This is a genomic window from Nicoliella lavandulae, from assembly GCF_037546185.1.
GTDB classification, from domain to species: Bacteria; Bacillota; Bacilli; order Lactobacillales; family Lactobacillaceae; genus Nicoliella; species Nicoliella lavandulae.
On the sequence record NZ_JAWMWH010000001.1, the window covers coordinates 1,113,863 to 1,139,354 of the forward strand.

The window sequence follows — 25,492 nt, forward strand, 5'->3', positions numbered from 1 at the left end:
AAAAAAGACCGTCACTATCTGATTCAGATAGTTTGACGGTCTTTTTTTTAGTTATTATTAATGGTATTAATTTGAGAAAGTGTTATAATTTCACTATGCAGGTTTGTAGGCTAATAATATATTTATATGATACAATATAAATGTTTATTAAATCTTTTTTATATTTCATAGTTATAGTTTCTCGATTGGATTGGTCTTGCAAAGCGTGAGACTAACTTATCGTTTGATATAAATATGCTTCTAAAGGGGGAATCATATTTGCTTTATAATAAGTATAGATTCAATAAAGTAAATGATAAAAAAGTACTTAGAAAAGTTAAGAAACAATGGATTGTTGTTTCATTATCCATGTTAACAGTACTTGGTGGATCCACAATGGTGGCCCAAAATACTGTTCATGCTGATACCACTTCCGCTAACTATAGTGAAAATAATGATAGCAGTGCTAATAAGACTAGTGATAGTAGCGCGGCTAATAATAGTAGTAGCAGTAGTAATGCGAATATAAGTACAAATACTAATACTAATGCTTATACACAGTCGACTGCAACGACGAGTACTGCTAATGCTAGTAGTAATGCTACTTCTGACACTAGTACCGCTGCCAGTGCGGATACGCAATCAACGACAAGTGCTAGTGCTGATAGTACATCAACCGATAGTAGTTCGAATGCTAAGAGTATCGATAGTGCGTCATCTAACAGCAGTGCTACTAGTAGCAGTTCAGATGCCAAAACTGATAGCAGTAGTGCAAAGAGCAGTGATAATAGTAATGCTAGTTCGAGCGCATCGACGGATAGTTCCAGTGTTAAGGGTAGTGCTAGTGCATCCAGTAGTGATGCTAGTTCACAAAGTACTACTGATAGTAGTGCAAATAGTAGCGCAACGTCAAGTGCGTCCAATAGTGTAAGTGGTGTGAGTTCAGCTAGCACGAACGCTTCTTTGACGTCTGATCAAACAGCTGAATTAAAGAATATTTTAACTAGTACAGGAACCGCTGACACGATTGATATTGCTAAGCTATCTACTTCAGATGCTGCAAACATTGAAACGCTATACCGGGCTGCATTAATTTCCACTGATGGTGGCTCAGACTCGTTAACCACATTGAAGAGTTATATTGCTACCATTGGTAGTTTAAATAGTAATATTTCATCAGTTGCTACTATTTACAGTGATGTAAATAGTATTGTTTCTAATGCATCTTCAGTGGCTCAACAGGCAAACATTTTATCGACTCGGTATGCTGATTCATCAACTAGCAGTAGTAGTCAAGTAGCTAGTAAGGCAGCAATTTCAGCCCAATCTGCTTTTGGTAGTATGGCTAGCTACGTTACGAATGCAAAGCTACAAAGCGTGTTTGCTAGTAACGCTCAAACCAATAATAGTTCGTTGTCTTCGGCCCTTAGTTCAGCTGCTAGTTTGATGAATAATGGTGGTTCTGTTAGCTCACTTGAATTAAGTAGCTTATTTGATGCCGCAGACTCACAAGTTAGCAACGTTAATAAGTATCTATCTAGTGCTAATGACGCATTAAGTAGTGCGAGTGCTAACTATACTACAATTAGCTCATATACCAGTATTACATCATCTGCTACTAGATCAACTGCTGTTCAAGCATCTCGAAATGCAAGTAAACCTGGTACAGCTAGTGGATTTATTAACGTTACTACTGCCAGTCAATTCGATGCCGCATTTAAAAACTCTAATATCTCCCATATTAATATTGACGCCAATATGAGTTTGTGGAGTTTATATAGTGGGTTTAATAATATGTGGACCAGCAATAACCATACTGGTAACTTTGTAGTGAACGGACTTCAGATGAATAATACTTGGTCGACCGTTGACTTTGCTGGAATATCTTACAATGCTCAAGATAGTGTTACGGTTGTTCAGAATTTGAACTTATACGGGGCCAATTACTATGGGCCCATCACTAGTCGGACCACTGCTGGAGCAAAACTGTACTACGACAACATTAATTACACGGGGAGTCAATTAGCATATGCTACCACGACGAACCTGTATTTAGGTAACCCTAATAATACGCCAGATACTAGTAATAGTTCTATTGATACAGCTGATAATCCAATTAAGAGTACGGTCAATATTAATGCTGGATTTAACTATAGTCCAACTCAAGTTGCAAAAAATTATGGAATGTCATATTCATATAATGGTAACGGATCGTTGGATTTGGTTAATGGATATGTTTCAGTTCAAGGTAATGGTCCAAACGGTCCGCAAGGTGGTTCTAACCAACAAGCGTTCCAAGTAGCTAGTGTTGAATTTCTACCAGGATCTACTTTTAATGCCAAGACTTATAACGGGAACGTTATGGAATTATCCAATGGTGGGAACATGACCGTTGACCACGGTGCTAATGTTACCTTTACGCCTGGTGGTTATGCTCCAGAAAATAGTCCTACTAGTTCAACTGCGTTTGGGTTATACATGCGAGGAACTGGGACCGTTAATGTTAATGCTGGGGCCATTTTAAATATTAATCCATATGTTAATACAAATTGGACTAACAACATTGGTGGAGCTATTTATACCAGGGGTGGAGCGACTATTAACGTTGTTAATGGGGCGCAATTAAACATTAATCCAACTGGAAGCGTTAATTCAAGTGGAAACGTTATTACTAATTACCCAAATGGATTAGGATTTGTTCAGATTAATGGTGCTTCAACCATTAACGTTGATAACCAAGCTCAATTTAACTTTAATGGAACGAACATTGGAAACAATGCTCTTTCAGCCATCAAGGTATCCGGTGGTGGAACACTTAAATTGACTAATTCTGCTACGATGAAATTGGCGATTGATGGTGTGGCTGCAGATACGTTATTGGATATTTCTGGAACGGTTACAATTGATAACCCACAACAAATTATCTTTGACTTAACTAAAAATACTAATAGTGGTAGTAATGCCTTTATTAGTGGATTAACGGTTAATGGAACTTCCATTTCATTTAAGGATGTGAACGGAACTGTCTTTGGTCCTTTTGCGATTACTACCCTTAAGAGTAATGGTAGTGGAACGGTTACTGCTACAACAACTGGTGTATTGAATGGGGCCACTAATACTGACATCACTAAGGCAGCTAATTTTAGTCGTTACATTGAAATGGATCACGTTCAAGATGTTCAAATTGGTGGGATTCAATATAATTCAACAACCGGTGTTATTTCTGGTTACGCTACCCCAGGTGCTTATATTAAATTACCATACTATTTGCCATCTTTTACTGACCCAAATAACTATTCAGTCCAGCAATATGTTGCCTCTCCTCATTCACTCGTATCTAATGATCCAAATGATACATCTGGTGCCGTTTACACTGCGGTTGCAGATACTTACGGTAATTGGAGTGTTACAATTCCAGCAGACTCAATGAATTATTATAATCGATCACTTGCTAGATATCTTAATACTGCTACTGCTCATTTAAATACCGTTAAATCCGTCAAGGAAGCAACCGTCAACATTCAAGCATATATTGATGGATATAATAAATCTACTGTAAACAGTAACGATACAACTAATAGTAATGATTATACTGCCGGTAGTAACTATAAAGATGGTTATACGCAAGGTCAATCTGATATTAACTTCAATAATGGGATCTACAGTAAAGCATTAGACTATCAATTAGGATATCAAAATGGATATACATCAAAGCCAGATACAGTTGCTAAACATTATTACGATCAAGCTAGTTCAGCTGTGTCCGCTACTGCTAGTTCATATGCTTCAGCTAGTTCCATATCATCTGCTGCAAGTAGTGCATCTTCAATGGGTTCTGTTGCAGTTAGCAATGCTAGTGCTCAGTTAAGCTATGCTAATGTAGTAGGATCAACTTATAGCGATTATCAATTTATTAAAAACTATGAAAGCTTCCAAGCTAGCGCACTTTCAACTGCATCATCTGCTGCCAAGGTTATTAATGATACTGTTGGTTCCATTGCTTCATTACTATCATCGGCTACAAGTGCTTATGGTGATGGAAGTAATGCCTTCTATGGTGGGGGCAGTCGAGCAGCAAGTTATTTAAGTGCAGTTCAATCTAATATTGCGGCCGCTAGAATTGCGGCTGCTAGTTCTGCAACTGCTATTAATGCTTCAGCATACATTGCAGTTGCTTCATCATATGCTACTAATCTATTGTCAATTGCTGGAATAACAACTAGCGATTATGCAACGACATCTTCTGCCATGAGTGCTGCTAATGTTAACTATAGCGCAATTCCAAGTGCATATCTGGCTGCTAGTAGTGCTTCTTATGTTGCATCGTCAAATGATGCGGTATTAAAGTCACTAGTATCATTAGCAAGCAGTGGGATTGCAATAGGAACCGAAATTGTAGCTAAGGCTGATATTGTTAGTCAATATGCCTCAGCTAGATCAGTTGCTGCTCAAGAGGCTGAGACTAGCGCATCTAGTAATGCATCGGCGGCTGGAATTTCTTCGAGTGCTGCTAGTGGTGTATATACAAACGTGTCATCAATAGCAAGTAGTGCTGTAATTCAGGCTTCAAAAGCTGCAAGTTTAGCCAATTCAACTAACAATGATGCTAGCGCTCAAGCAATCGGTAGTTTGATTGTCACAATTAATAGTGCGGCCTCAACAGTAAGTAGTGCTGCCAGTGATGCTTCTGTTGCTAAGAATGATGCTAATAGTGCTTATTCATCTGCGATAAGTGCTGCTAGTATTACCGCTACCTTTTTTGCAAGCCAAATTTCCGCTCAAGCCTCTACTGCGATGGCATTGGTGGGCAGTGCAGTAGCTATATTAAAGAGCAATCCAACTGATTCTAATGCTGATTCCTTACTTAGCTCTGCTACCGCCGCAGTTAGTTTAGCAGATGCTGCAAGTGCTTCAGTTGATGCTGCTAAAAGTTCTGCTGAAGCTGCATCTTCAGCTGCTCTGTCGGCAGCTAATCGTGCTGCCGCTGCTGCACAAAATGCTGCGAATGCTGCGAATGCTTTAAATGCTGCGTTGGCATCCTTGAACAGTTTAACTGCTTATAATCCAACTAATGATATAAATACTGCCAATTCAATCATGGCCAGAGCCTCATCGGCTAGCTCTGAGTATACGTCCGCATCTAATGCCGCAGCTGGTACCGCTTCATTGGCTTCCACGCAATACAATAGTGTAACTACTTTATTGAGTAGTACTAGTGCTGCTAAGACTTCTTATTCCAGTAATGAAGCTACGTTATCCAGTGCAGTGAGTGCTCAATCAAACAATGCATTAATTAATTCATATAGTACCGCTGGTTCAACGGCTGCATCTAATTTAAATAGCTATATTGCTGAAGCAGATTCATTATCTGATGTTGCATCTTCACAAAATTCATTGGTTCATTTAGCTTCTAGTCAGATGAGTGATCAAAATGCATCTTCTAGCAATGGTCTTTATTATGCTAGTGTCACTTATAGTATTGCAAGCTCAGCATTGAGTTATGCTAATGCTGGAAATAGTGCCTCTGCTTCTTACTACAATTCCAATGCTTTAGTTTCACTTACGCCTGCTATGGATGGCGCAACATCAATGTATAATGGTCAACAGACTATTTCGAATGCTTCTACTACTTTACAATCTATTTATGATCGGTTAAATACTTTAAATGCTGATATTAGCAGTGCTAATGCTTCATTATCGTCAGCTGCTTCTGGTGCTAATTCGGTTGCAAATAATGTTAATAGTATGAATAGTGACGTACAAAATGCTGCTAGTTCAGCTACTGATGCTGCTAATGCTGCTAAATCTGCTGATAGTTATAGTAGCCTAGCTGGTAGTTATTCCGCTAATGCCAGTGTTAGTTCTTCTAATGCTACAAGTGTTGCCGGTAGTGCTAATTCTAGTTCTCAATTAGCATCTTCAATTGCAAGTAAATACCCAAGCGATTCTTATATTCAAAGTCAAAATACTAGTGCTAGTATTGCGGCAAGTACTGCGGCTAGTGCTGTAAATGATGCAACTAGCGCATCTAGTGATGCAGTTAGTGCAAGTACTGCAGCTAGTCTTGCAGCAAGCCAGGCGCATAGTGCTGCTAGCTATGCTTCAGCACAGGCTAAATCTGCTTCAGATAATGCATCCTTAGCAAGTAGTGCTTATTCTGCTGGTGATTCAAGTGCCGCTTCTTCATATAGTGCAGCGGTAGCTACTAACTCTAATAATGCTTATTCAGCTTATTCTGATGCTAAAAACTATGCTAGTGCTGCTTCAATTCAAGTAAGTTCTGCTTCTTCAGCCGCTGCTAGAGCTGCTAGTGATTATACGGTTGCAAGTAATGCTGCCAACTCTGCTAGTGTGGCTGCTTCAAATGCAGCAAGCCAGGCTTCTGTAAATGCTTCCAATAGTACTGCGCAATCTAGTGCTGCTAAAAGTACTGCTGCATCTAATAGTACTGCCACCAGCAATATTGCTGCTAAGGCTGGTCAAATTAATCAAGCCGGAAATGCTCAATTACAAACCGCATCTGGTGCTCTTCAACAAACTAAATCTGCGGCTGCTGTAATATCTAGCTATTCTAGTGCTGGACAAAGTTATGCTACATTAGTTAGTGGTTATTTAAGTAATAGTGCAAATGCTAACAACTCTGTAATTAGTTCTGCATCATCTGCAATTGCTTCAATGAATAGTTTATTAGCAGCTCTAAATAATGATGCAGTTAATCAACTATCCAGTGCAAATAGACAGTATGGGATTGCTAGTGCTAATGTTGCACAAATTAGTGCTAATAATACTAATGCAACTGGTTATACTAATACGGTATCATCACTTTATAATGCTGCCGTTGCTGCTGCTAGTAATGGAGACTCAGCAACAGTAACATCTCTTAATGCTCAGATAGCTAACTATGCCAGTTTAGCTAATTCAATCCTATCGGGTATGAATAATGCTTACAATATCGTTAGTTCAGCAACTAATGGCGTATTAGCCGCTGCTAGTCAAGCAATTATTGATCTAAATAGTACATCATCCATTACTGCAGATATTGCATCTGCTCAAGCTAGTGCATCATTAGCTAGTGCTGCTGCATCTAATGCTAGTGTTGCATCTAGTTATGCTAATCAAGCATCTAGTGCTAATAATGGAGCCCAAAATGATAGTAAGGCAGTTAGTGATGACGTTAGTTCTGCCAACACCAATGCCAGTGCTGCTGCTTCTACTGCCGCTAGTGCTTCTACAGCTGCTGCTAGTGCTTCAGATAATGCTAAGTCAGCTTCTGCAATTGCTTCGGCTAACCCAAGCAATTCAGCTATTCAGTCATTAGCATCCAGTGCTAATAGTGCTGCTACTGCTGCTTTATCGGCTGCTGTTATTGCATCATCTGCTTACACTCAGGCAAGTGAATACGCATCGAATGCTGCTGCGCAAAGCTCAAATGCTACTGCTGCATCTATTGCTGCATCTACTGCAAACTCGATTGCAGCGAGTGCTGCTGCCGATGCAGCGAGTGCTGCCCAAAGGGGTGATAGCGTTGCTGCCAGTTCTGCAGCAAATGTTGCTAGTGCCGCTGCTGCTGATGCAGCAAAGGCATCGTCCACTGCTGCTGCTGCCAAGAGTGCTGCTGACTCATATGCTAATGACGCTAGTGCTGCCAATAGTAATGCATCTAATGCGAGCGCTACTGCTAATTCTTACAATAATATTGCATCCAGTGCTAATAGTGCGGCTAGTTCCAATGCGAATGCTGGTAAGAGTGCAGGTAGTAATAATTCTGCCACTGTAGCATCAGCTAACAGTTATGCTTCTGTTACTGGCACTAGTACCAGTACTGCAGTTAGCTATGCATCTCAAGCATTTTCATATGCTCAAACAGCTAGTTCTGCAGCAGTTGCAACTAGTGGCTTTAATAGTCAAACGCAAAGTAACGCTACTGCTGCGCAAAGTTTAGTTAGTGCAAATAGTCAAAATACGATCGTTAAATCCCAAGCTGCTGCTATTGATGTTGCTAATAGTACGGCTGCGAGTGCACTTGCTGACGCTAACCAACAATCATCAGCTGCTAATTCCGCTTATGCGCTTGCATCCAGTGCTGCTGCGAGTGCCATTACAGCTTCAACCACTGCAAGTAACAATGCAAGTACTGTCAATAGTCTAGTATCAGCTGCTAATAGCTACTATGCTAATGGTGATGTTAGCAATGGTGCGATCTATGCTAATCTAGCCTCTGACACTGCTAAGAGTATGAGTGCTCAATCAATTGCTGCTTTAAATGCAGTAATTGCTGCTTCAAGTGCAACTATACTTGCAAGTAATGCTGCTGCTCAGGCCGAAAAAGATCAATCAATTGCTTCTCAGGCTGCTATTGATGCATCAAACGCACTAAGTGCGGCTAATTCTGCTGCTAACCAAGCTAATGGAGCTAGTTCAAATGGTAGTGCTAATAGTAATTCCATTTCATCTGCATCATCAATTGCTAATAGCGTAGTATCCGGTGACGCTGATAACGCTAGTTTAGCTGGTTCATATGCTGCGAATGCATCATCATCTGCTAAGTTAGCTAATGATAGTGCTGATAGTACTAATAGTGTGAATAATAGTATTGCTGCTTTGATCAGTGCTAATAACCAAGATACATCATTAGCTAGTTTCGTTGCTGCTGCTAGTGCAGCCAATTCAGCTATCGCATCTCTTAATGCGGATGCTCAAGCACAAAAGAGTGCTGCGAGTGCTGCAGCAATTGCTGCTAGCTCAGCTCAAGGTTCAGATAGTTCCCTTGTTTCAGCCATTACTAGTGCATCGAGTGCTGTAAGTTCCAATGATGCTGCTGCTAATTCAGCTTACCTTGCTGGAAGTACAGATGCTGGAAACAGTTATGCTCAAGCTGCTAAGGACGCAGTTACTGCTGCATCGAATGCTGCCCAAGCATTGATTAACAACTCAGCTGCTATTCTTTCACAAACTAACATTGCTAGTTCCGCTGCTTCTCAGGCTGCGAGTGATGTTGCTCAAATGGCAGTGCAAATGAGTAGCTTTAATAGTGCTGCGAGTGCCGCTTCTAGTGCTAAGTCTGCTGTTGATAGTGGTAATAGTGCCGGTAGTAAAGCATCTAACGATGCTAAATCAGCTAGTGCTGCAACATCAATTGCTGCCAGTGATGCTAATGCTAACGATACAATCGTTAACTCAGCATATAGTGCTGCTAGTTCAGCTGCTACTGCGGTAAGTACTATTTCAAGCAATGCTGTTGTTGCTTCTAACTCCATTAATAATTACCTCAACAACGATCCAAGTAACTCCACGTTCAAGAGTGCGGCTTCAGTTGCTACTAGTGCAGTGAGTGCTATCAATAGCTATAACAACGGTGCCGCTAACCAAAAGAATATTGCAAGTAGTGCATCCAGTGCTGCTAGTTCACAAGTCGCAGTGATTGCTAGTGCTAGTGCAGCCATTAGTGGTGCAGTTACTAACGCTAATACTTCCTATGCACAAGCCAGCTCTGCTTACCAAACTGGTGATCGAATTGGTGGAGCGATTTACACTTCCGGTGCAGTTAGTGCCGCTAGTGTGGCTAGTGTTAATGCTTCGATTGCAGCTAGTGCCGCTGCCAATATTAGTACGTTAGCTTCAATCGCCGTTAGTGCTGCTAATCAAGCAGTCAATGATGAAAATTCTGCTAATGTAGCTATTGGTTCATTGAACGCTGCTTCATCTGCTGCTGCTAGTGCTGCAGCAAATGCTAGTGCTGATACTTCATCAGCTATCAGTAGTGCTAGTAATGAAGCTTCATCCGCTAGTGCTGCCGCTTCTAATTATGCAAGTGGTGCTAACGCAGATGCTACAAAGGCATCAAATGCTAATATACTTGCATCATCTGCTGATTCAATCGTTACTAGTTATTCTAATAACGTAAATATCTTGAGTTCAGCAATGACTAACTTTACTAGCAACAATTCTGGTAATTCAGCCGTTAGTGCTGCTAGTTCTGCATTTAGTATTGCTAGTTCCGCATTGACTAGTGCTAAGTCTGCTGCTGATGGATTCTCAAATACGGCTAGTTTAGCTTATAGTGTTGCTAGCTCTGCTGTTAATGCTGCTAATAATGCTAATTCAACGGCTAGTTTCAATGCCAGCATCGCTAGTGATAATGCTGCTCAAGCTAAGAGTGCTGCTGCCAATGGGAACTACTCACAGGCTAGTGAATTGAATTCTAGTGCTGCGGAATTTGCATCAACTGCTAGCCAGTATGCGGATTCAGCTAAATCGGCTAGTTCAACCGCTGCAAGTGCTACTATTAACGGAGTTAATGCTGCTAATTCAGCTAGTGCTGTAGCTAGTTCTGCAGCTGCCTTTGATAGCGATGCTAAGAGTGCTTACGCTCTTGCATCCAATGCTAGTGCTGCTGCATCTAATGCTAGTGTTGCATCTAGTTATGCTAATCAAGCATCTAGTGCTAATAATGGAGCCCAAAATGATAGTAAGGCAGTTAGTGATGACGTTAGTTCTGCCAACACCAATGCCAGTGCTGCTGCTTCTACTGCCGCTAGTGCTTCTACAGCTGCTGCTAGTGCTTCAGATAATGCTAAGTCAGCTTCTGCAATTGCTTCGGCTAACCCAAGCAATTCAGCTATTCAGTCATTAGCATCCAGTGCTAATAGTGCTGCTACTGCTGCTTTATCGGCTGCTGTTATTGCATCATCTGCTTACACTCAGGCAAGTGAATACGCATCGAATGCTGCTGCGCAAAGCTCAAATGCTACTGCTGCATCTATTGCTGCATCTACTGCAAACTCGATTGCAGCGAGTGCTGCTGCCGATGCAGCGAGTGCTGCCCAAAGGGGTGATAGCGTTGCTGCCAGTTCTGCAGCAAATGTTGCTAGTGCCGCTGCTGCTGATGCAGCAAAGGCATCGTCCACTGCTGCTGCTGCCAAGAGTGCTGCTGACTCATATGCTAATGACGCTAGTGCTGCCAATAGTAATGCATCTAATGCGAGCGCTACTGCTAATTCTTACAATAATATTGCATCCAGTGCTAATAGTGCGGCTAGTTCCAATGCGAATGCTGGTAAGAGTGCAGGTAGTAATAATTCTGCCACTGTAGCATCAGCTAACAGTTATGCTTCTGTTACTGGCACTAGTACCAGTACTGCAGTTAGCTATGCATCTCAAGCATTTTCATATGCTCAAACAGCTAGTTCTGCAGCAGTTGCAACTAGTGGCTTTAATAGTCAAACGCAAAGTAACGCTACTGCTGCGCAAAGTTTAGTTAGTGCAAATAGTCAAAATACGATCGTTAAATCCCAAGCTGCTGCTATTGATGTTGCTAATAGTACGGCTGCGAGTGCACTTGCTGACGCTAACCAACAATCATCAGCTGCTAATTCCGCTTATGCGCTTGCATCCAGTGCTGCTGCGAGTGCCATTACAGCTTCAACCACTGCAAGTAACAATGCAAGTACTGTCAATAGTCTAGTATCAGCTGCTAATAGCTACTATGCTAATGGTGATGTTAGCAATGGTGCGATCTATGCTAATCTAGCCTCTGACACTGCTAAGAGTATGAGTGCTCAATCAATTGCTGCTTTAAATGCAGTAATTGCTGCTTCAAGTGCAACTATACTTGCAAGTAATGCTGCTGCTCAGGCCGAAAAAGATCAATCAATTGCTTCTCAGGCTGCTATTGATGCATCAAACGCACTAAGTGCGGCTAATTCTGCTGCTAACCAAGCTAATGGAGCTAGTTCAAATGGTAGTGCTAATGGTAATTCCATTTCATCTGCATCATCAATTGCTAATAGCGTAGTATCCGGTGACGCTGATAACGCTAGTTTAGCTGGTTCATATGCTGCGAATGCATCATCATCTGCTAAGTTAGCTAATGATAGTGCTGATAGTACTAATAGTGTGAATAATAGTATTGCTGCTTTGATCAGTGCTAATAACCAAGATACATCATTAGCTAGTTTCGTTGCTGCTGCTAGTGCAGCCAATTCAGCTATCGCATCTCTTAATGCGGATGCTCAAGCACAAAAGAGTGCTGCGAGTGCTGCAGCAATTGTTGCTAGCTCAGCTCAAGGTTCAGATAGTTCCCTTGTTTCAGCCATTGCTAGTGCATCGAGTGCTGTAAGTTCCAATGATGCTGCTGCTAATTCAGCTTACCTTGCTGGAAGTACAGATGCTGGAAACAGTTATGCTCAAGCTGCTAAGGACGCAGTTACTGCTGCATCGAATGCTGCCCAAGCATTGATTAACAACTCAGCTGCTATTCTTTCACAAACTAACATTGCTAGTTCCGCTGCTTCTCAGGCTGCGAGTGATGTTGCCCAAATGGCAGTGCAAATGAGTAGCTTTAATAGTGCTGCGAGTGCCGCTTCTAGTGCTAAGTCTGCTGTTGATAGTGGTAATAGTGCCGGTAGTAAAGCATCTAACGATGCTAAATCAGCTAGTGCTGCAACATCAATTGCTGCCAGTGATGCTAATGCTAACGATACAATCGTTAACTCAGCATATAGTGCTGCTAGTTCAGCTGCTACTGCGGTAAGTACTATTTCAAGCAATGCTGTTGTTGCTTCTAACTCCATTAATAATTACCTCAACAACGATCCAAGTAACTCCACGTTCAAGAGTGCGGCTTCAGTTGCTACTAGTGCAGTGAGTGCTATCAATAGCTATAACAACGATGCCGCTAACCAAAAGAATATTGCAAGTAGTGCATCCAGTGCTGCTAGTTCACAAGTCGCAGTGATTGCTAGTGCTAGTGCAGCCATTAGTGGTGCAGTTACTAACGCTAATACTTCCTATGCACAAGCCAGCTCTGCTTACCAAACTGGTGATCGAATTGGTGGAGCGATTTACACTTCCGGTGCAGTTAGTGCCGCTAGTGTGGCTAGTGTTAATGCTTCGATTGCAGCTAGTGCCGCTGCCAATATTAGTACGTTAGCTTCAATCGCCGTTAGTGCTGCTAATCAAGCAGTCAATGATGAAAATTCTGCTAATGTAGCTATTGGTTCATTGAACGCTGCTTCATCTGCTGCTGCTAGTGCTGCAGCAAATGCTAGTGCTGATACTTCATCAGCTATCAGTAGTGCTAGTAATGAAGCTTCATCCGCTAGTGCTGCCGCTTCTAATTATGCAAGTGGTGCTAACGCAGATGCTACAAAGGCATCAAATGCTAATATACTTGCATCATCTGCTGATTCAATCGTTACTAGTTATTCTAATAACGTAAATATCTTGAGTTCAGCAATGACTAACTTTACTAGCAACAATTCTGGTAATTCAGCCGTTAGTGCTGCTAGTTCTGCATTTAGTATTGCTAGTTCCGCATTGACTAGTGCTAAGTCTGCTGCTGATGGATTCTCAAATACGGCTAGTTTAGCTTATAGTGTTGCTAGCTCTGCTGTTAATGCTGCTAATAATGCTAATTCAACTGCTAGTTTCAATGCCAGCATCGCTAGTGATAATGCTGCTCAAGCTAAGAGTGCTGCTGCCAATGGGAACTACTCACAGGCTAGTGAATTGAATTCTAGTGCTGCGAAATTTGCATCAACTGCTAGCCAGTATGCGGATTCAGCTAAATCGGCTAGTTCAACCGCTGCAAGTGCTACTATTAACGGAGTTAATGCTGCTAATTCAGCTAGTGCTGTAGCTAGTTCTGCAGCTGCCTTTGATAGCGATGCTAAGAGTGCTTACGCTCTTGCATCCAATGCTAGTGCTGCTGCATCTAATGCTAGTGTTGCATCTAGTTATGCTAATCAAGCATCTAGTGCTAATAATGGAGCCCAAAATGATAGTAAGGCAGTTAGTGATGACGTTAGTTCTGCCAACACCAATGCCAGTGCTGCTGCTTCTACTGCCGCTAGTGCTTCTACAGCTGCTGCTAGTGCTTCAGATAATGCTAAGTCAGCTTCTGCAATTGCTTCGGCTAACCCAAGCAATTCAGCTATTCAGTCATTAGCATCCAGTGCTAATAGTGCTGCTACTGCTGCTTTATCGGCTGCTGTTATTGCATCATCTGCTTACACTCAGGCAAGTGAATACGCATCGAATGCTGCTGCGCAAAGCTCAAATGCTACTGCTGCATCTATTGCTGCATCTACTGCAAACTCGATTGCAGCGAGTGCTGCTGCCGATGCAGCGAGTGCTGCCCAAAGGGGTGATAGCGTTGCTGCCAGTTCTGCAGCAAATGTTGCTAGTGCCGCTGCTGCTGATGCAGCAAAGGCATCGTCCACTGCTGCTGCTGCCAAGAGTGCTGCTGACTCATATGCTAATGACGCTAGTGCTGCCAATAGTAATGCATCTAATGCGAGCGCTACTGCTAATTCTTACAATAATATTGCATCCAGTGCTAATAGTGCGGCTAGTTCCAATGCGAATGCTGGTAAGAATGCAGGTAGTAATAATTCTGCCACTGTAGCATCAGCTAACAGTTATGCTTCTGTTACTGGCACTAGTACCAGTACTGCAGTTAGCTATGCATCTCAAGCATTTTCATATGCTCAAACGGCTAGTTCTGCTGCTGTCGCTACTAGTGGTTTCAATGATCAAGCCCAAAGTAATGCTACTGCTGCGCAAAGCTTAGCTAGTGCAAATAATAATAATACAGTTGTTCAATCACAAGCTAAGTTAGCCAGTGCTGCTGCTATTGCTACTTCAAACGCCTTAAGTGATGCTAACGCTCAATCTGTTATTGCTAGCTCTGCATATGCAACAGCTTCTGATGCTGCCAATAGTGCTAAAGCTGCTTCAATTGCTGCTTCAATTGCAATTAGTAACATTAACAGTAATGTTTCTTTAGCTAATAGCTATTACGCAAATGGTGATACAAACAACGGATCACTCTTTGCTTCCCAAGCATCTGCGGGCTTAAGTGGACTTAGTTCTCAAGCAAGCATTACATCCAGTGCTAATAGTGTTGCATCCAGTGCCACTATTGTTGCAAAAGATGCTGCTGCTAAGGCAATTGCTGATCAAAATACTGCTAGCTCTGCTGCTAGTGAAGGTTCAGCTGCCATGAGTACTGCCAGTTCTGCTGCTAGTGCTGCTGCTAAGAACGCTAATAACGGTAGTAACGATACTTCATCAGCTAATTCAGCTAATTCAGTTGCTGGTAGTGTTGTTGCTGTTGATTCTACTAATGTTAGCTTAGCTAATTCATATGCATCTGATGCATCATCATCAGCTAAAATTGCTAATAGTGAAGCAACTAGCATTAATGCTGTAAATAATAGTGTTGCTAGTTTAGCTGCTGCTAATTCCGCTAATGCTTCAGTTGCCAGTGCCGCTGTTGCTGCTAGTCAAGCTAACTCACAACTTGCTTCTTATGCGAGCGATGCTAACGATCAATCTTCTACTGCTGCTAGTGCTGCCGCTGCTGCTAAAGGTGTTCAAGGCTCAAATGCAGCGCTTAGTTCCGCAATTACTAGTGCTTCAAATGTAGTTAATATTTATGTTGCTTCAGCCAACTCAGCTTATCTTGCTGGTAGTCAATCTGCTGGTGATAGTTATGCTAGTGTTGCGAGTGAAGCTGCATCTACTGCTAGTTTGAATGCTCAAACAATGGTTAATAATTCTAGTGCAATTCTTAGTTACACTAATATTGCCAGTGTTGCTGCTTCTAAGGCTGCTAGTGATGTAGCTCAAATGGCAATTCAAATGAGTTCATTCAATAGTGCTTCATCTGCAGCATCGAGTGCTGCTAGTGCTGCTAATGGTGGTAGTAGTGCCGCTAGTTCTGCATCCAGTGCTTATGGATCAGCTGCAAGTACTATTAATGTTAACTTCAAGACAGCTTCTAATGATTCAGCAGCTGCTAGCTCATACAATGCAGTTGCATCCAGTGCTGCTAGTGTAGTTGATAGTACTACTAGTGTTGCTAGTGGGGTTACTAGTGGAATCAATAGTTACTTCGACGATGATCCTACTAATTCTACCTTTAAGTCAGCTTCTGTTGCTGCATCTAGTGCAATGGCAACCATTTACAGTGCTAATAGTGATGCCCAATCTCAAAAGGCAATTGCAGCTAGTGCCACTTCGGATGTCAATTCATACTATACATTGGTAAGTAATGCTAATAATGCTCTTACAGCTGCTAACGTTGGTATTTTATATCAAAATAGTTTAGCTAATTCAGCTTATGCGAAGGGTGACTTTACCGATGGCGATGCAGCAATTAGTGCTGCCTCATCATACGCCGCTGCTGCTAGTCAACAAGCAATTGTTACCACCAGTTATGCGAGTGCAATGAACAGTTTAACTGATGTTGCAAGTAAGGCTGCTAGCCAAGCTAAGACTGATATTGATACTGTTTCAATTGCTAATACTGCATTGAGTCAAGCTGCTTCAAGTGCTGCATCTGCTTCTTCCAATGAAGGGACAAATGCTACGAATAGTGCTGGTGCTACTAATGCTAGTGCTACTTCAGCTAGTTCAGCTGCTTCAATCGCAGCTAGTGGTGCGAATGTAAATGCTAGTGCTGCATCATCTGCTAATTCAGTTGCTTCATCTGCAGATAATACGGTTACCAGCTACTCTAATGATGCTAATAGCATGAGTACTTCAATGGGCAGTTATGCTAGTGCTAATTCAAGTAATACTGCAATTAGAAATGCTAGTTCTGCTTTCGCAAGTGCCAGTGCTGCATTATCTAACGTTAAATCATCTGCTGACACTGAATCATCAAATGCAAGTTCAGCTGCTCAAGCTGCAATTTCAGCTGCTTCAACTGCTAATAGTGCTAACTCGGCAGCAAGTGTCAATGCTAGTTTAGCAAGTATTAATACTAGTCAAGCAGTTTCTGCTAATAGTGCTCATAACTACACGCAAGCTAGTCAATTTAACTCAGCTGCTGCTAGTTATGCAGCTTTAGCTAGTTCAAACGCTAATGATGCCAAGTTTGCATCAACAACTGCATCGACCGCAACTGAGACTGCTAAGAGCGCTGCTTCATCAGCATTAAGTGCTGTTAACTCTGCTGCTGATTTGAATAAATTAATGAGTTCAGCAATTGATGCTGCCTCCAATGCTAGTGCCGCAACTAACGATGCTAGTGCTGCTAAGAGTTACGCTAATCAAGCTTCTAGTGACGCTGCTGCTGCTGGTAGTGATAAGGCTAATGTGGATACTAAGTCAACTAATGCTAAGAGTTACGCTAATCAAGCTGCCAGTGCTGCTAACTCAGCTGCATCTAGTGCAGCTGCTGCTAATTCCGCTGCTTCCACAGCAAATTCAATGGCTTATGCCAACCCAAGTAACTCAACAGTTAAGTCATTAGCTGATAAGGCTTCTAATGATGCTAGTGTTGCAAGTAGTGCTGCTTCCTCTGCCGCTAGTGCTCGTGATAAAGCTAGTTCTGCCAATTCCGTTGTTTCATCAGCGCAATCTGCTGCTTCTACTGCTAATGCTGCTGCTTCATCAGCAAATTCAATTGCTAGTGCTGCGGCTAATGCTGCAAGTAGCTATGCTAATGATGGGAACAGTAGCGCTGCCAGTTCTGCTCGTTCAGCTGCCAGTTCAGCTGCTCTTGATGCAAGCAATGCTAAGAACAGTGCTGCTGCTGCAAACAGCGCTGCAAACAGCGCTGCTGATGCCGCATCCAGTGCTAATGCCGATGCAACCAGTGCCGCTAGTGCTGCAAACAGTGCTGCTGCTGCTGCAAACAGTGCTAACAGTGCTGCATCGAGTGCCGCTAGTGCTGCTAGCAATGGTAACACAAGTGCTAATGCTGCTAAGAGCTTAGCTGCAAGTGCATCTAGCGTAACTAGCAGTTATGCTAGTGCTGCTAATGCTGATGCTAGTGCTGCCGGCAGTTATGCTAGCCAAGCATCTAGTGTCGACAGTAATGTTACAAGTCAATCTACTATAGCGGATCAACAACGCAACTCAATGAACAGCTTAGTAGCTGCTAACTCTGGTAATTCAGCTATTAGTAAAGCTGCTAGTGCATTAGCATCGGCTAGTTCCGCTCTAAGTGGCGTTAAGCGTGATGCTGACTCTCAAAACAGTGCTGCATCCAGTGCTGCCATTGCTGCCATTGCTGCTGCTAATGAAGCTAATAGTATTAGCGTAGCTGCTAGTTCTAATGCTAATATGGCTAATGTTTATGCTAGTCAAGCTAGCTCTGCTAACTTTGCGGGTAACTACTCATTAGCTGCTTCATTGAATTCGAGTGCTGCTAGTTATGCTAGCCTCACCAATGGTCAGGTTAGTTCAGCTTCAACCGCAGCAGCTTCAGCTAATTCAGCTAAATCAGCTGCCAGTTCTGCTGCTAGTGCAGCAATTAATGATCAAACTAATGCTGATAGTTTAACTAGTCAGATCAACAGTGCAATGAGTGCTGCTAACCAAGCTAGTGCAGCTAATAGTTATGCAAGCAACGCATCTTCAGCATCATTTGACGCAGCTTTAGCTAGTTCAGGGGTCAATAGTAATTCTGCAATTGCTAGTTCAGCTACTAGTATTGCTAATAGTGCAAGTAATATTGCTAATTCGGCTTCTCAAGCTGCAAGTATAGCTGCTTCTGCAGCAACTAACTCTGCAAAAGCAGCAGATAAGTTAGCTAATACTAATCCAAGCAACTCTGCAATTAGTTCTGCAGCTAGTGTTGCTGATTCTGCTGCCAGTGCTGCCAGTGCTGCTGCAAATGCTGCTGGAAAAAATAGTGTGGATGCAAGTAATGCAGCTTCCAATGCGGCTTCTAACAGTATTAATGCTGATTCAGCAAAATCTGCAGCTAGTGCAGCAAGTTCAGCTGCTAGCTCCGCTGCTAGTGCAGCAAGTACAGCTGCTCAATCTGGTGATAGTAGTGCTGCTTCACAATATGCATCAGCTGCTGCTTCCGCTGATGCAGCTGCACGTGCGGCAAGTAATGCAGCTTCAACAGCAGCAGCCAATGCTAAGTCATATGCTTATATTGCAAGTTCAGCTGCTAATGAAGCTGCTAAGAATAAGAGAACCGCTGACAGTGCAAGTTCTACTGCTGACTCAGCTAATAATGCTGCAAACAGTATTGCAAGTGATGCAGCCAAAGGTGCTGGTTCAGCAACTGCTGCTACTAATAGTGCAAGTAGCGTTGTATCTGCTACTGCTAGTTTTGCAAACCAAGCAGATACGAATGCTTCAGCTGCTGGTTCATACGCTGCAATTGCAAGTTCAGCTGCTAATGCTACGTCTGAATTTAATAGTAATGCCATGAGTTATTCAGTAACTGCATCTAGTATTGCTAATGCAAACTCAGGTAATACAGTTGTTAGCAAGGCCGCTATTGATGCTTCCAGCGCAGCTGCAGTAGTTTCCAGTGCTAACATTGAAGCCCATAATCAATCTAGTTCTGCACAAACTGCTTATGCTGCTGCAAGCACAGCTGCTTCTAAGGCAGCAAGTGATTTATCTTCCGCTAAATCTGGATTTAGTGATGCGAGTGCATTTGCAAGTCAAGCCGCTGACGCATATAAATCTGGAAATGCAACCACTGGAAGTATATTTAACTCACAAGCCGCCAGTGTTGCTGCCAGAGTTGTTGCTTATCAAAATGATGCTCAAAGTCAATCTAGTATTGCTGCTGCTGCCACGATTGCTGCAAGTATAGCTGCTTCACTAGCTACTAGTGCCCAAGCTGTAGCTTCTGGAGCCATTAGTCAAGTTGCTAGTGCCACATCAATGGCTGAATCAGCTGCAAGTGCTGCTGGTAGTGTCACTGATCAAGCCGGTAAGAACGCTAATAGTACTAATTCAGTTAGTGTATTTTCAAGTAGTGCTGCTAACGTAATTAGTTCTAGTGCAAATATGGCTGGTCAGTATGCATCAATAGCCGTTAGTGCAGCTAGTGTTGCCAATGATGGCTCAACAGCTGCATCTAAGACTAATAATTCGGTTAATAACTTAGCAAATAGTTATCCAAGTAACGCTTCGCTTGCTAGTTACGCTAGTGCTGCTAACTCAGTTAACGCTAATATCAGTAATTATGCTAGTGATGCAGATGCACAATCTAGTGCAGCGATTGCTGCTAATAGTTCTGCTCAAGCACTTAAGAGTAGTAGTTCATCATTGCTTAGCTCACTTGCAACGATGTCTAATCAGGTCTCTAGCTATGACAGTCAAGCGAAATCAGCTTACCTAGCTGGTAGTAGTGCAGTTGGTTCTAGTTATGCTGCCCAAGCATTAGCTAACGTTAGTGCAGCTAGTTCTATTGCGCAACAACTAAGTGCTAATTCTAGTGCAGTTCAAAGCTATGCTAGTGCAGCTAGTATAGCAGCTGATAATGCTATTAAAGATCGCGATAATATTGCATCTCAAAATAGTATGTTAAATAACATCAGTAATAATGCTAATAGTGCAATTGCTGCTGCTAATAATGGATCAGCTTCTGCTAACTCAGCTTCTGCAACGATTAGTAGTGCTAATAGCGCAACTAACATGAATTCATCAATTGCTAGTGGTAATAAACAAGCTGTATCTTCATACGCTTCAATTGCTAGTTCAATTGCTGGTGTAGTTAGTTCAAATGCAGTTGTGAATAGTCAAGCTACTGGATTCATTAATAGCTTATACAACCGTGATCCTCAAAATAGCTCTTTCCAAGCTGCCGTATCAATTGCTTCAAGTGCTATGAACGTAATTAACAGTGCTAATGATGATGCTAATACGCAAAAGAGTATTGCAAATAGTGCTTCATCTGCAGTTGACTCTAATATTGCAACTCTTAACTCAGCTAGTGCAGCCATTAGTAATGCAGTGCTTCAAAATAGTATTTACTATGCTAATGCATCATCTGCATATGCGGCTGGTAATACAGCGGGTGGTTCATACTTTACAGCTAGTGCTCAATCTGCTGCATCCGTTGCTAGCTCTAATGCTGCAATTGCTGCGAGTGCTGCCCAAGCAACTACTAGTTTGACTAGTGTGGCATCTAGTGCTGCGGATCAAGCCCAAACTGATTTAAATAGTGCTAATGCAGCTGGAGCTGCGTTAAATGCAGCTAAGACGAGTGCATCGAATGTTGCAACCAGTGCTGCTCAAAGTGGAACTAATTCTGCTAATAGTGCTTCAGCCACTGCTTCAAGTGCTACGAAGGTAACTGCTAGTGATGCTATTGTTGCTCAAGACGCTGCTGATAGTGCAATGAGCAATTCCGCAGTCGTTTCCGCTGCTGCTAGTGTGGTTGTTTCAGATTCTGCAAAAGCAGACGGCTCAAGTGCGGTCATGAGTGATTACGTTGCTCAAAACCCAAGCAACACTATAATTAAGAGTGCTGCTGCGGTATTAACGAGTGCTAGTGCTGCGATGACTACGGTTAAATCCAATGTTGATAACCTTAATTCAGCTACTTCCACTGCTGCTAGTGTTGCTAGTTCTGCTGCACAAGTTGCTAATAGTGCTAGTGTTGTTGCTAGTTCCAATGCTAATATGGCTAGTTTCGTGGCTAGTCAAGCCATCAGTGCTAATAATGCTGGTAACTACACCCAAGCTAGTGCTTTGAATATCTCTGCTAATAGCTATGCTAATGCAGCTAGTGCTCAAGTAAGTGCTGCTAATGCTGCTGCATCCACTGCAGTTAGTGCTAACTCATTTACTGCGAGTGCTGCTACATCGGCATTAAGTTATCAAGCACAAGCAGATTCATTAGCGGCTCAAATTAGTAGCGCAGTTGGATTAGCTAATAATGCTAGTGCTGCTGACCGGATTGCAAGAGATGATACTAGTGCTAATAGTAGTATGGTAGTTAGTTATACTAGTGCTACTAATAGCTACACAAATGGGACTAATGATGCACTTAATGGAACTAATTCAAATGCAGCTATTGCTGCTTCAGCTTCTATTGCTGTATCAGGGTCATCATCAGCTGCTCAAAATTCATCCAGCGTGGTTAAATCAATTGCTGCTGCTAATAGTAGCAATGCCGCAATTAACAGTGCTGTAAGTACTATTAGTAGTGCTAATAGTAAGATGAATAAGGTCAACCAAGATGTGGCAAGCCAAAAAGATGCTGCTTTCGCTGCTGCTAGTGTTGCTAGTGCTGCTGCAAATGATGCTAATAGTGCTAATGATGCAGCTAATGAAAGTTCTAAGATTGCTTCAATCTACGCTTCATTAGCATCTAGTGCTGTTATTGCTCATGATTTTGATAATGCAAGTAAGTACAGCAATTCAGTAGCATTAAATGCTAATAGTGCTGTAATATTAGCTAGTATCGCTGCTTCAGCTTATGCTAATGCAACTACTCAATCGAGTATCGCATCCCAAGCTGCAGCAAAGGCACAATCTGATGCATCAATTGCAAATTCATTATCTGGTGTAATCAGTGATGCAACGAATGATGCTCAATTAGCTAGTCAAGCTGCTAGTGATGCAAATCGTGCTAGCTTAGCTGCCGGATCAGCTCAATCAGATGTGAATGCTACTAGTTCTGCAGTTGCTGTAATTAGTAGTGCTAATTCAACGGCTAACACAGGCAGTTCTGTAGCTAGTCAACAAGTTGCTAGTGCTAATGGTGCTGCTACTGACGCATCTAAGACCGCTAGTGCTGCTACTAGTACGGCTTCTGCCGCTGCTAAGGATGTAGTGGTTAAATATAATGTATCAATTGCTAATAGTGCTGCTATCGTTGCTGGTTCTGCTGCTCAACAAGCTAGTGCTGCCAATGATGCACTTAGATCAGCATCAGTTGCAGTTAATGCTGCCAGTGTTGCTGCTAATAATGCTCAAAGTGCTGCTAATAGTGCGAATGCGTCTGCAGTTAGTGCCAATGTGGTTGCTAGCTTAGCTGCTCAAGCGGGTAACAGCTCTACTGCTAGCTCAGCTCGTTCAATTGCTGAATCGGCTGCTAGTGTGGTATCGATTTATCATAGTCAAGCCGTTAGTGCTGCCAGTGCTGCTAACGCTGCCGCTTCAAACGTAGTGACTGCTCAATCGCAAGTTGCTAGTGCTAATAGTGCAGCGCAAAGTGCTAATGCCGTAGCTAGTGCTGCTAGTTCAGCGATTGATTCAGAAATGGCTGCAACTAGTGCTGGAACGACTAATGTTCAAAGCATTGCTAATTCTGCTAATAGTGTAGCTTCAAACGCTACTACGAACCTAAGCAATGCTAATGCTAATGCTGATCAAGCTAGTTGGGCTAGTCAATCAGCTAGTTCAATTGCCAATGCCATTAGTCAGACTAGTCAAACAATAAACGATGCTGCAAATAGCATTGCCCGTTTCAATAGTGCTATTTCTGGTAATAGCATCTTAGTTAGTGAAGCTAGTCAAGCAAGCATTGCCAATAGTGTAGCTAGTGCTGCTCGTCAAGTTGCTATTCAACAAAATAGCATTGCTAGTTCAGCTTATGCTAATGCTAGCTCAGCTGTTGTGGTTGCTAACTCTGCTAATGCTGATATGCAAAAGTCAGCTGCCTTTGCTAATTCAATTGCAGCTAAAGCAACGTCATACTATGCTGACGGAAACCGTGAAGCTGGTGACATTTATACTAGTCTTGCATCTTCAGCATTAGCTAGTGTGAATGCAAGTAATCAAATCTTTAGTTCTGCTACCGGAGTGATTGCTACTGATACTTCCACTGCTACTTCTGCTGCTAGTCAAGCAAGTAGCGCTCAAAGTAACGCTGACAGTGCTAGTCAACAAGCTGCTAGTGCACTAAGCTTAGCTTCAGATGCCTATGCAGCAGCCTCAGATGCCATCGTTGCTTCTAAGGCAGCAACGACAGTTAGTTCCGCTGTTAAGACGATTGCTTCGGATGCCGCTAATACTACTTCTAATGCTAGTGCTACTAATAGTTTAAATAGCTTAGTTGCTTCTAATTCAGCTGCTATTCAACCAGCGGTTAGTGCAATTAATAGTATTGCTAGCTCTGCCGCTGTAACTGCTGGCGAGTATGCTGGTAATGGTAATATTGCTAGCTTAATGGCTACGATCAATAGTAACGTGGCACTTGCTAGCTCAGCATCTGCTGATATGTCATCTGCTACGAGTGTAGTTAGTTCAGCTAACCAAGTTGCTAATAGTCAAAACAGCTTGGCTAGTTCCGCTAATGCCAATGCGAATAAGTTGAACAACTTAGCTACATCGGCAACTTCGATTGTTAACTCTGCTGCAAGTGGTGCTAATAGTGCGATGGCTAGTTATGCTCGTTCCACTGCAGTATCTGCTGCTAGTGCTGCAACGAGTGCCCAAAGCGTTGCAACTAGTGCATCTGCTGCTGCAAGTACGGCTGAATCGATTGCTAGATCTGCTGCTAGTCAGGCTGCTTTAGACTACTCATTAGCTAACAGTGCTAACTTTGCAACTAGTACGGCTGGTGATAACATTAGAAGTGTTGCCGGTAGTATCAGCAATAGTATCGCTACTTCCAATGCCCTTTCATCAGCTTCTGCTAGTGCCTCTGCCAGTGCTTCTGCGAGTGCATCAATCGCCTCTGCTAACTCTGCTAGTGATAGCGTAATCTCATTTATGAACAGTGTTATCAATAGTGCTTCTGCTAGTGCTTCTAAGGCAATCGCAGATAAGACAAGCAGTGCAAGTTCCACTACCTCTTCAAACAGTGCTACTGGATCTACCAGCACCGCTAGTTCTACTAATTCGGCTACTAGTTCGGTAGCTAATGCTGATTACTTCAAGTCTGGAGTTAGTGATGCTAAGCATAATCGGAAACGGAATGCTAGTTACGCTAATCAAGACACCTATCAAGGTGGTTACAATGGGTACTCTGCTGGATACAACAATAAAAATTACAGTGAAGCCAGTGGAGTTTCATCCACGTATGCAAGTTATTATGCTCGTGCATATTCACTCGGCCAATCTGCTTACAATTCTCAAGTAGCATTAGGAAGTAAGCAAGCTGCTAAGGATGTTGTTGCTGCACCATCCCTTAAGAACAAATCACAAGGTTACAAAGATGGTTACACGACTTCATTCGATAGTAAACTTGCTAAGCATCCAAATTACGTTTACAATAAACAAACTATCTATCTCCACTTAGGTTCTACCTTTAATAAGAAGGGCCGGATTATTAAGTTACGTAAGACTTCTGGTAGTAAGATCAAGAAGTTTAAGGTTAACAAGATTACGATTAACAAGAGTGGTTTAGTTCGTTATTACGTCAAGAATGCTTTAATCTCCGGTGTGAAGAGAAGTGGGTACATTACTGCAAATCATGGATTTGTAGTTAGTGCTTACTATCAATCCAATGATGTTAAAAAGGCTAAAAAGGCTAAACGTGCCGTTAAGGTCATTAACTCTAAAGGAGTAAATGTCCATGGTAACGTTAAGTTCTCAACTACCAAACGTCATTACAAATTAGGTGCAAAGGTAAAAGTGAATAGAGTTGTCAAGTACAAGGGAATTACCCGTTTCTACATTGGAAAGGATAAATACCTTACTAGTAACAAGAAGTTCGTTAAATTTATCTAATCGCCTTAATTAAAAAAAGTGAGTTCGATTTTTAATCGGACTCACTTTTTTTATTGTTTTCTGTGATGTTCAATGCTATAATACAATCAACATATGAATATTGATATCCTTTAAAAGCTGA

1 protein-coding gene is annotated in these 25,492 nt (G+C 42.2%); it reads left to right on the forward strand.

What is annotated here, in order from left to right; all coding sequences use genetic code 11:
• Positions 1 to 258: 258 nt before the first annotated feature.
• Positions 259 to 25,371, forward strand: coding sequence for a DUF5776 domain-containing protein (locus tag R4146_RS05170; protein ID WP_339960357.1), 25,113 nt, complete (start codon positions 259 to 261; stop codon positions 25,369 to 25,371).
• Positions 25,372 to 25,492 lie beyond the last annotated feature (121 nt).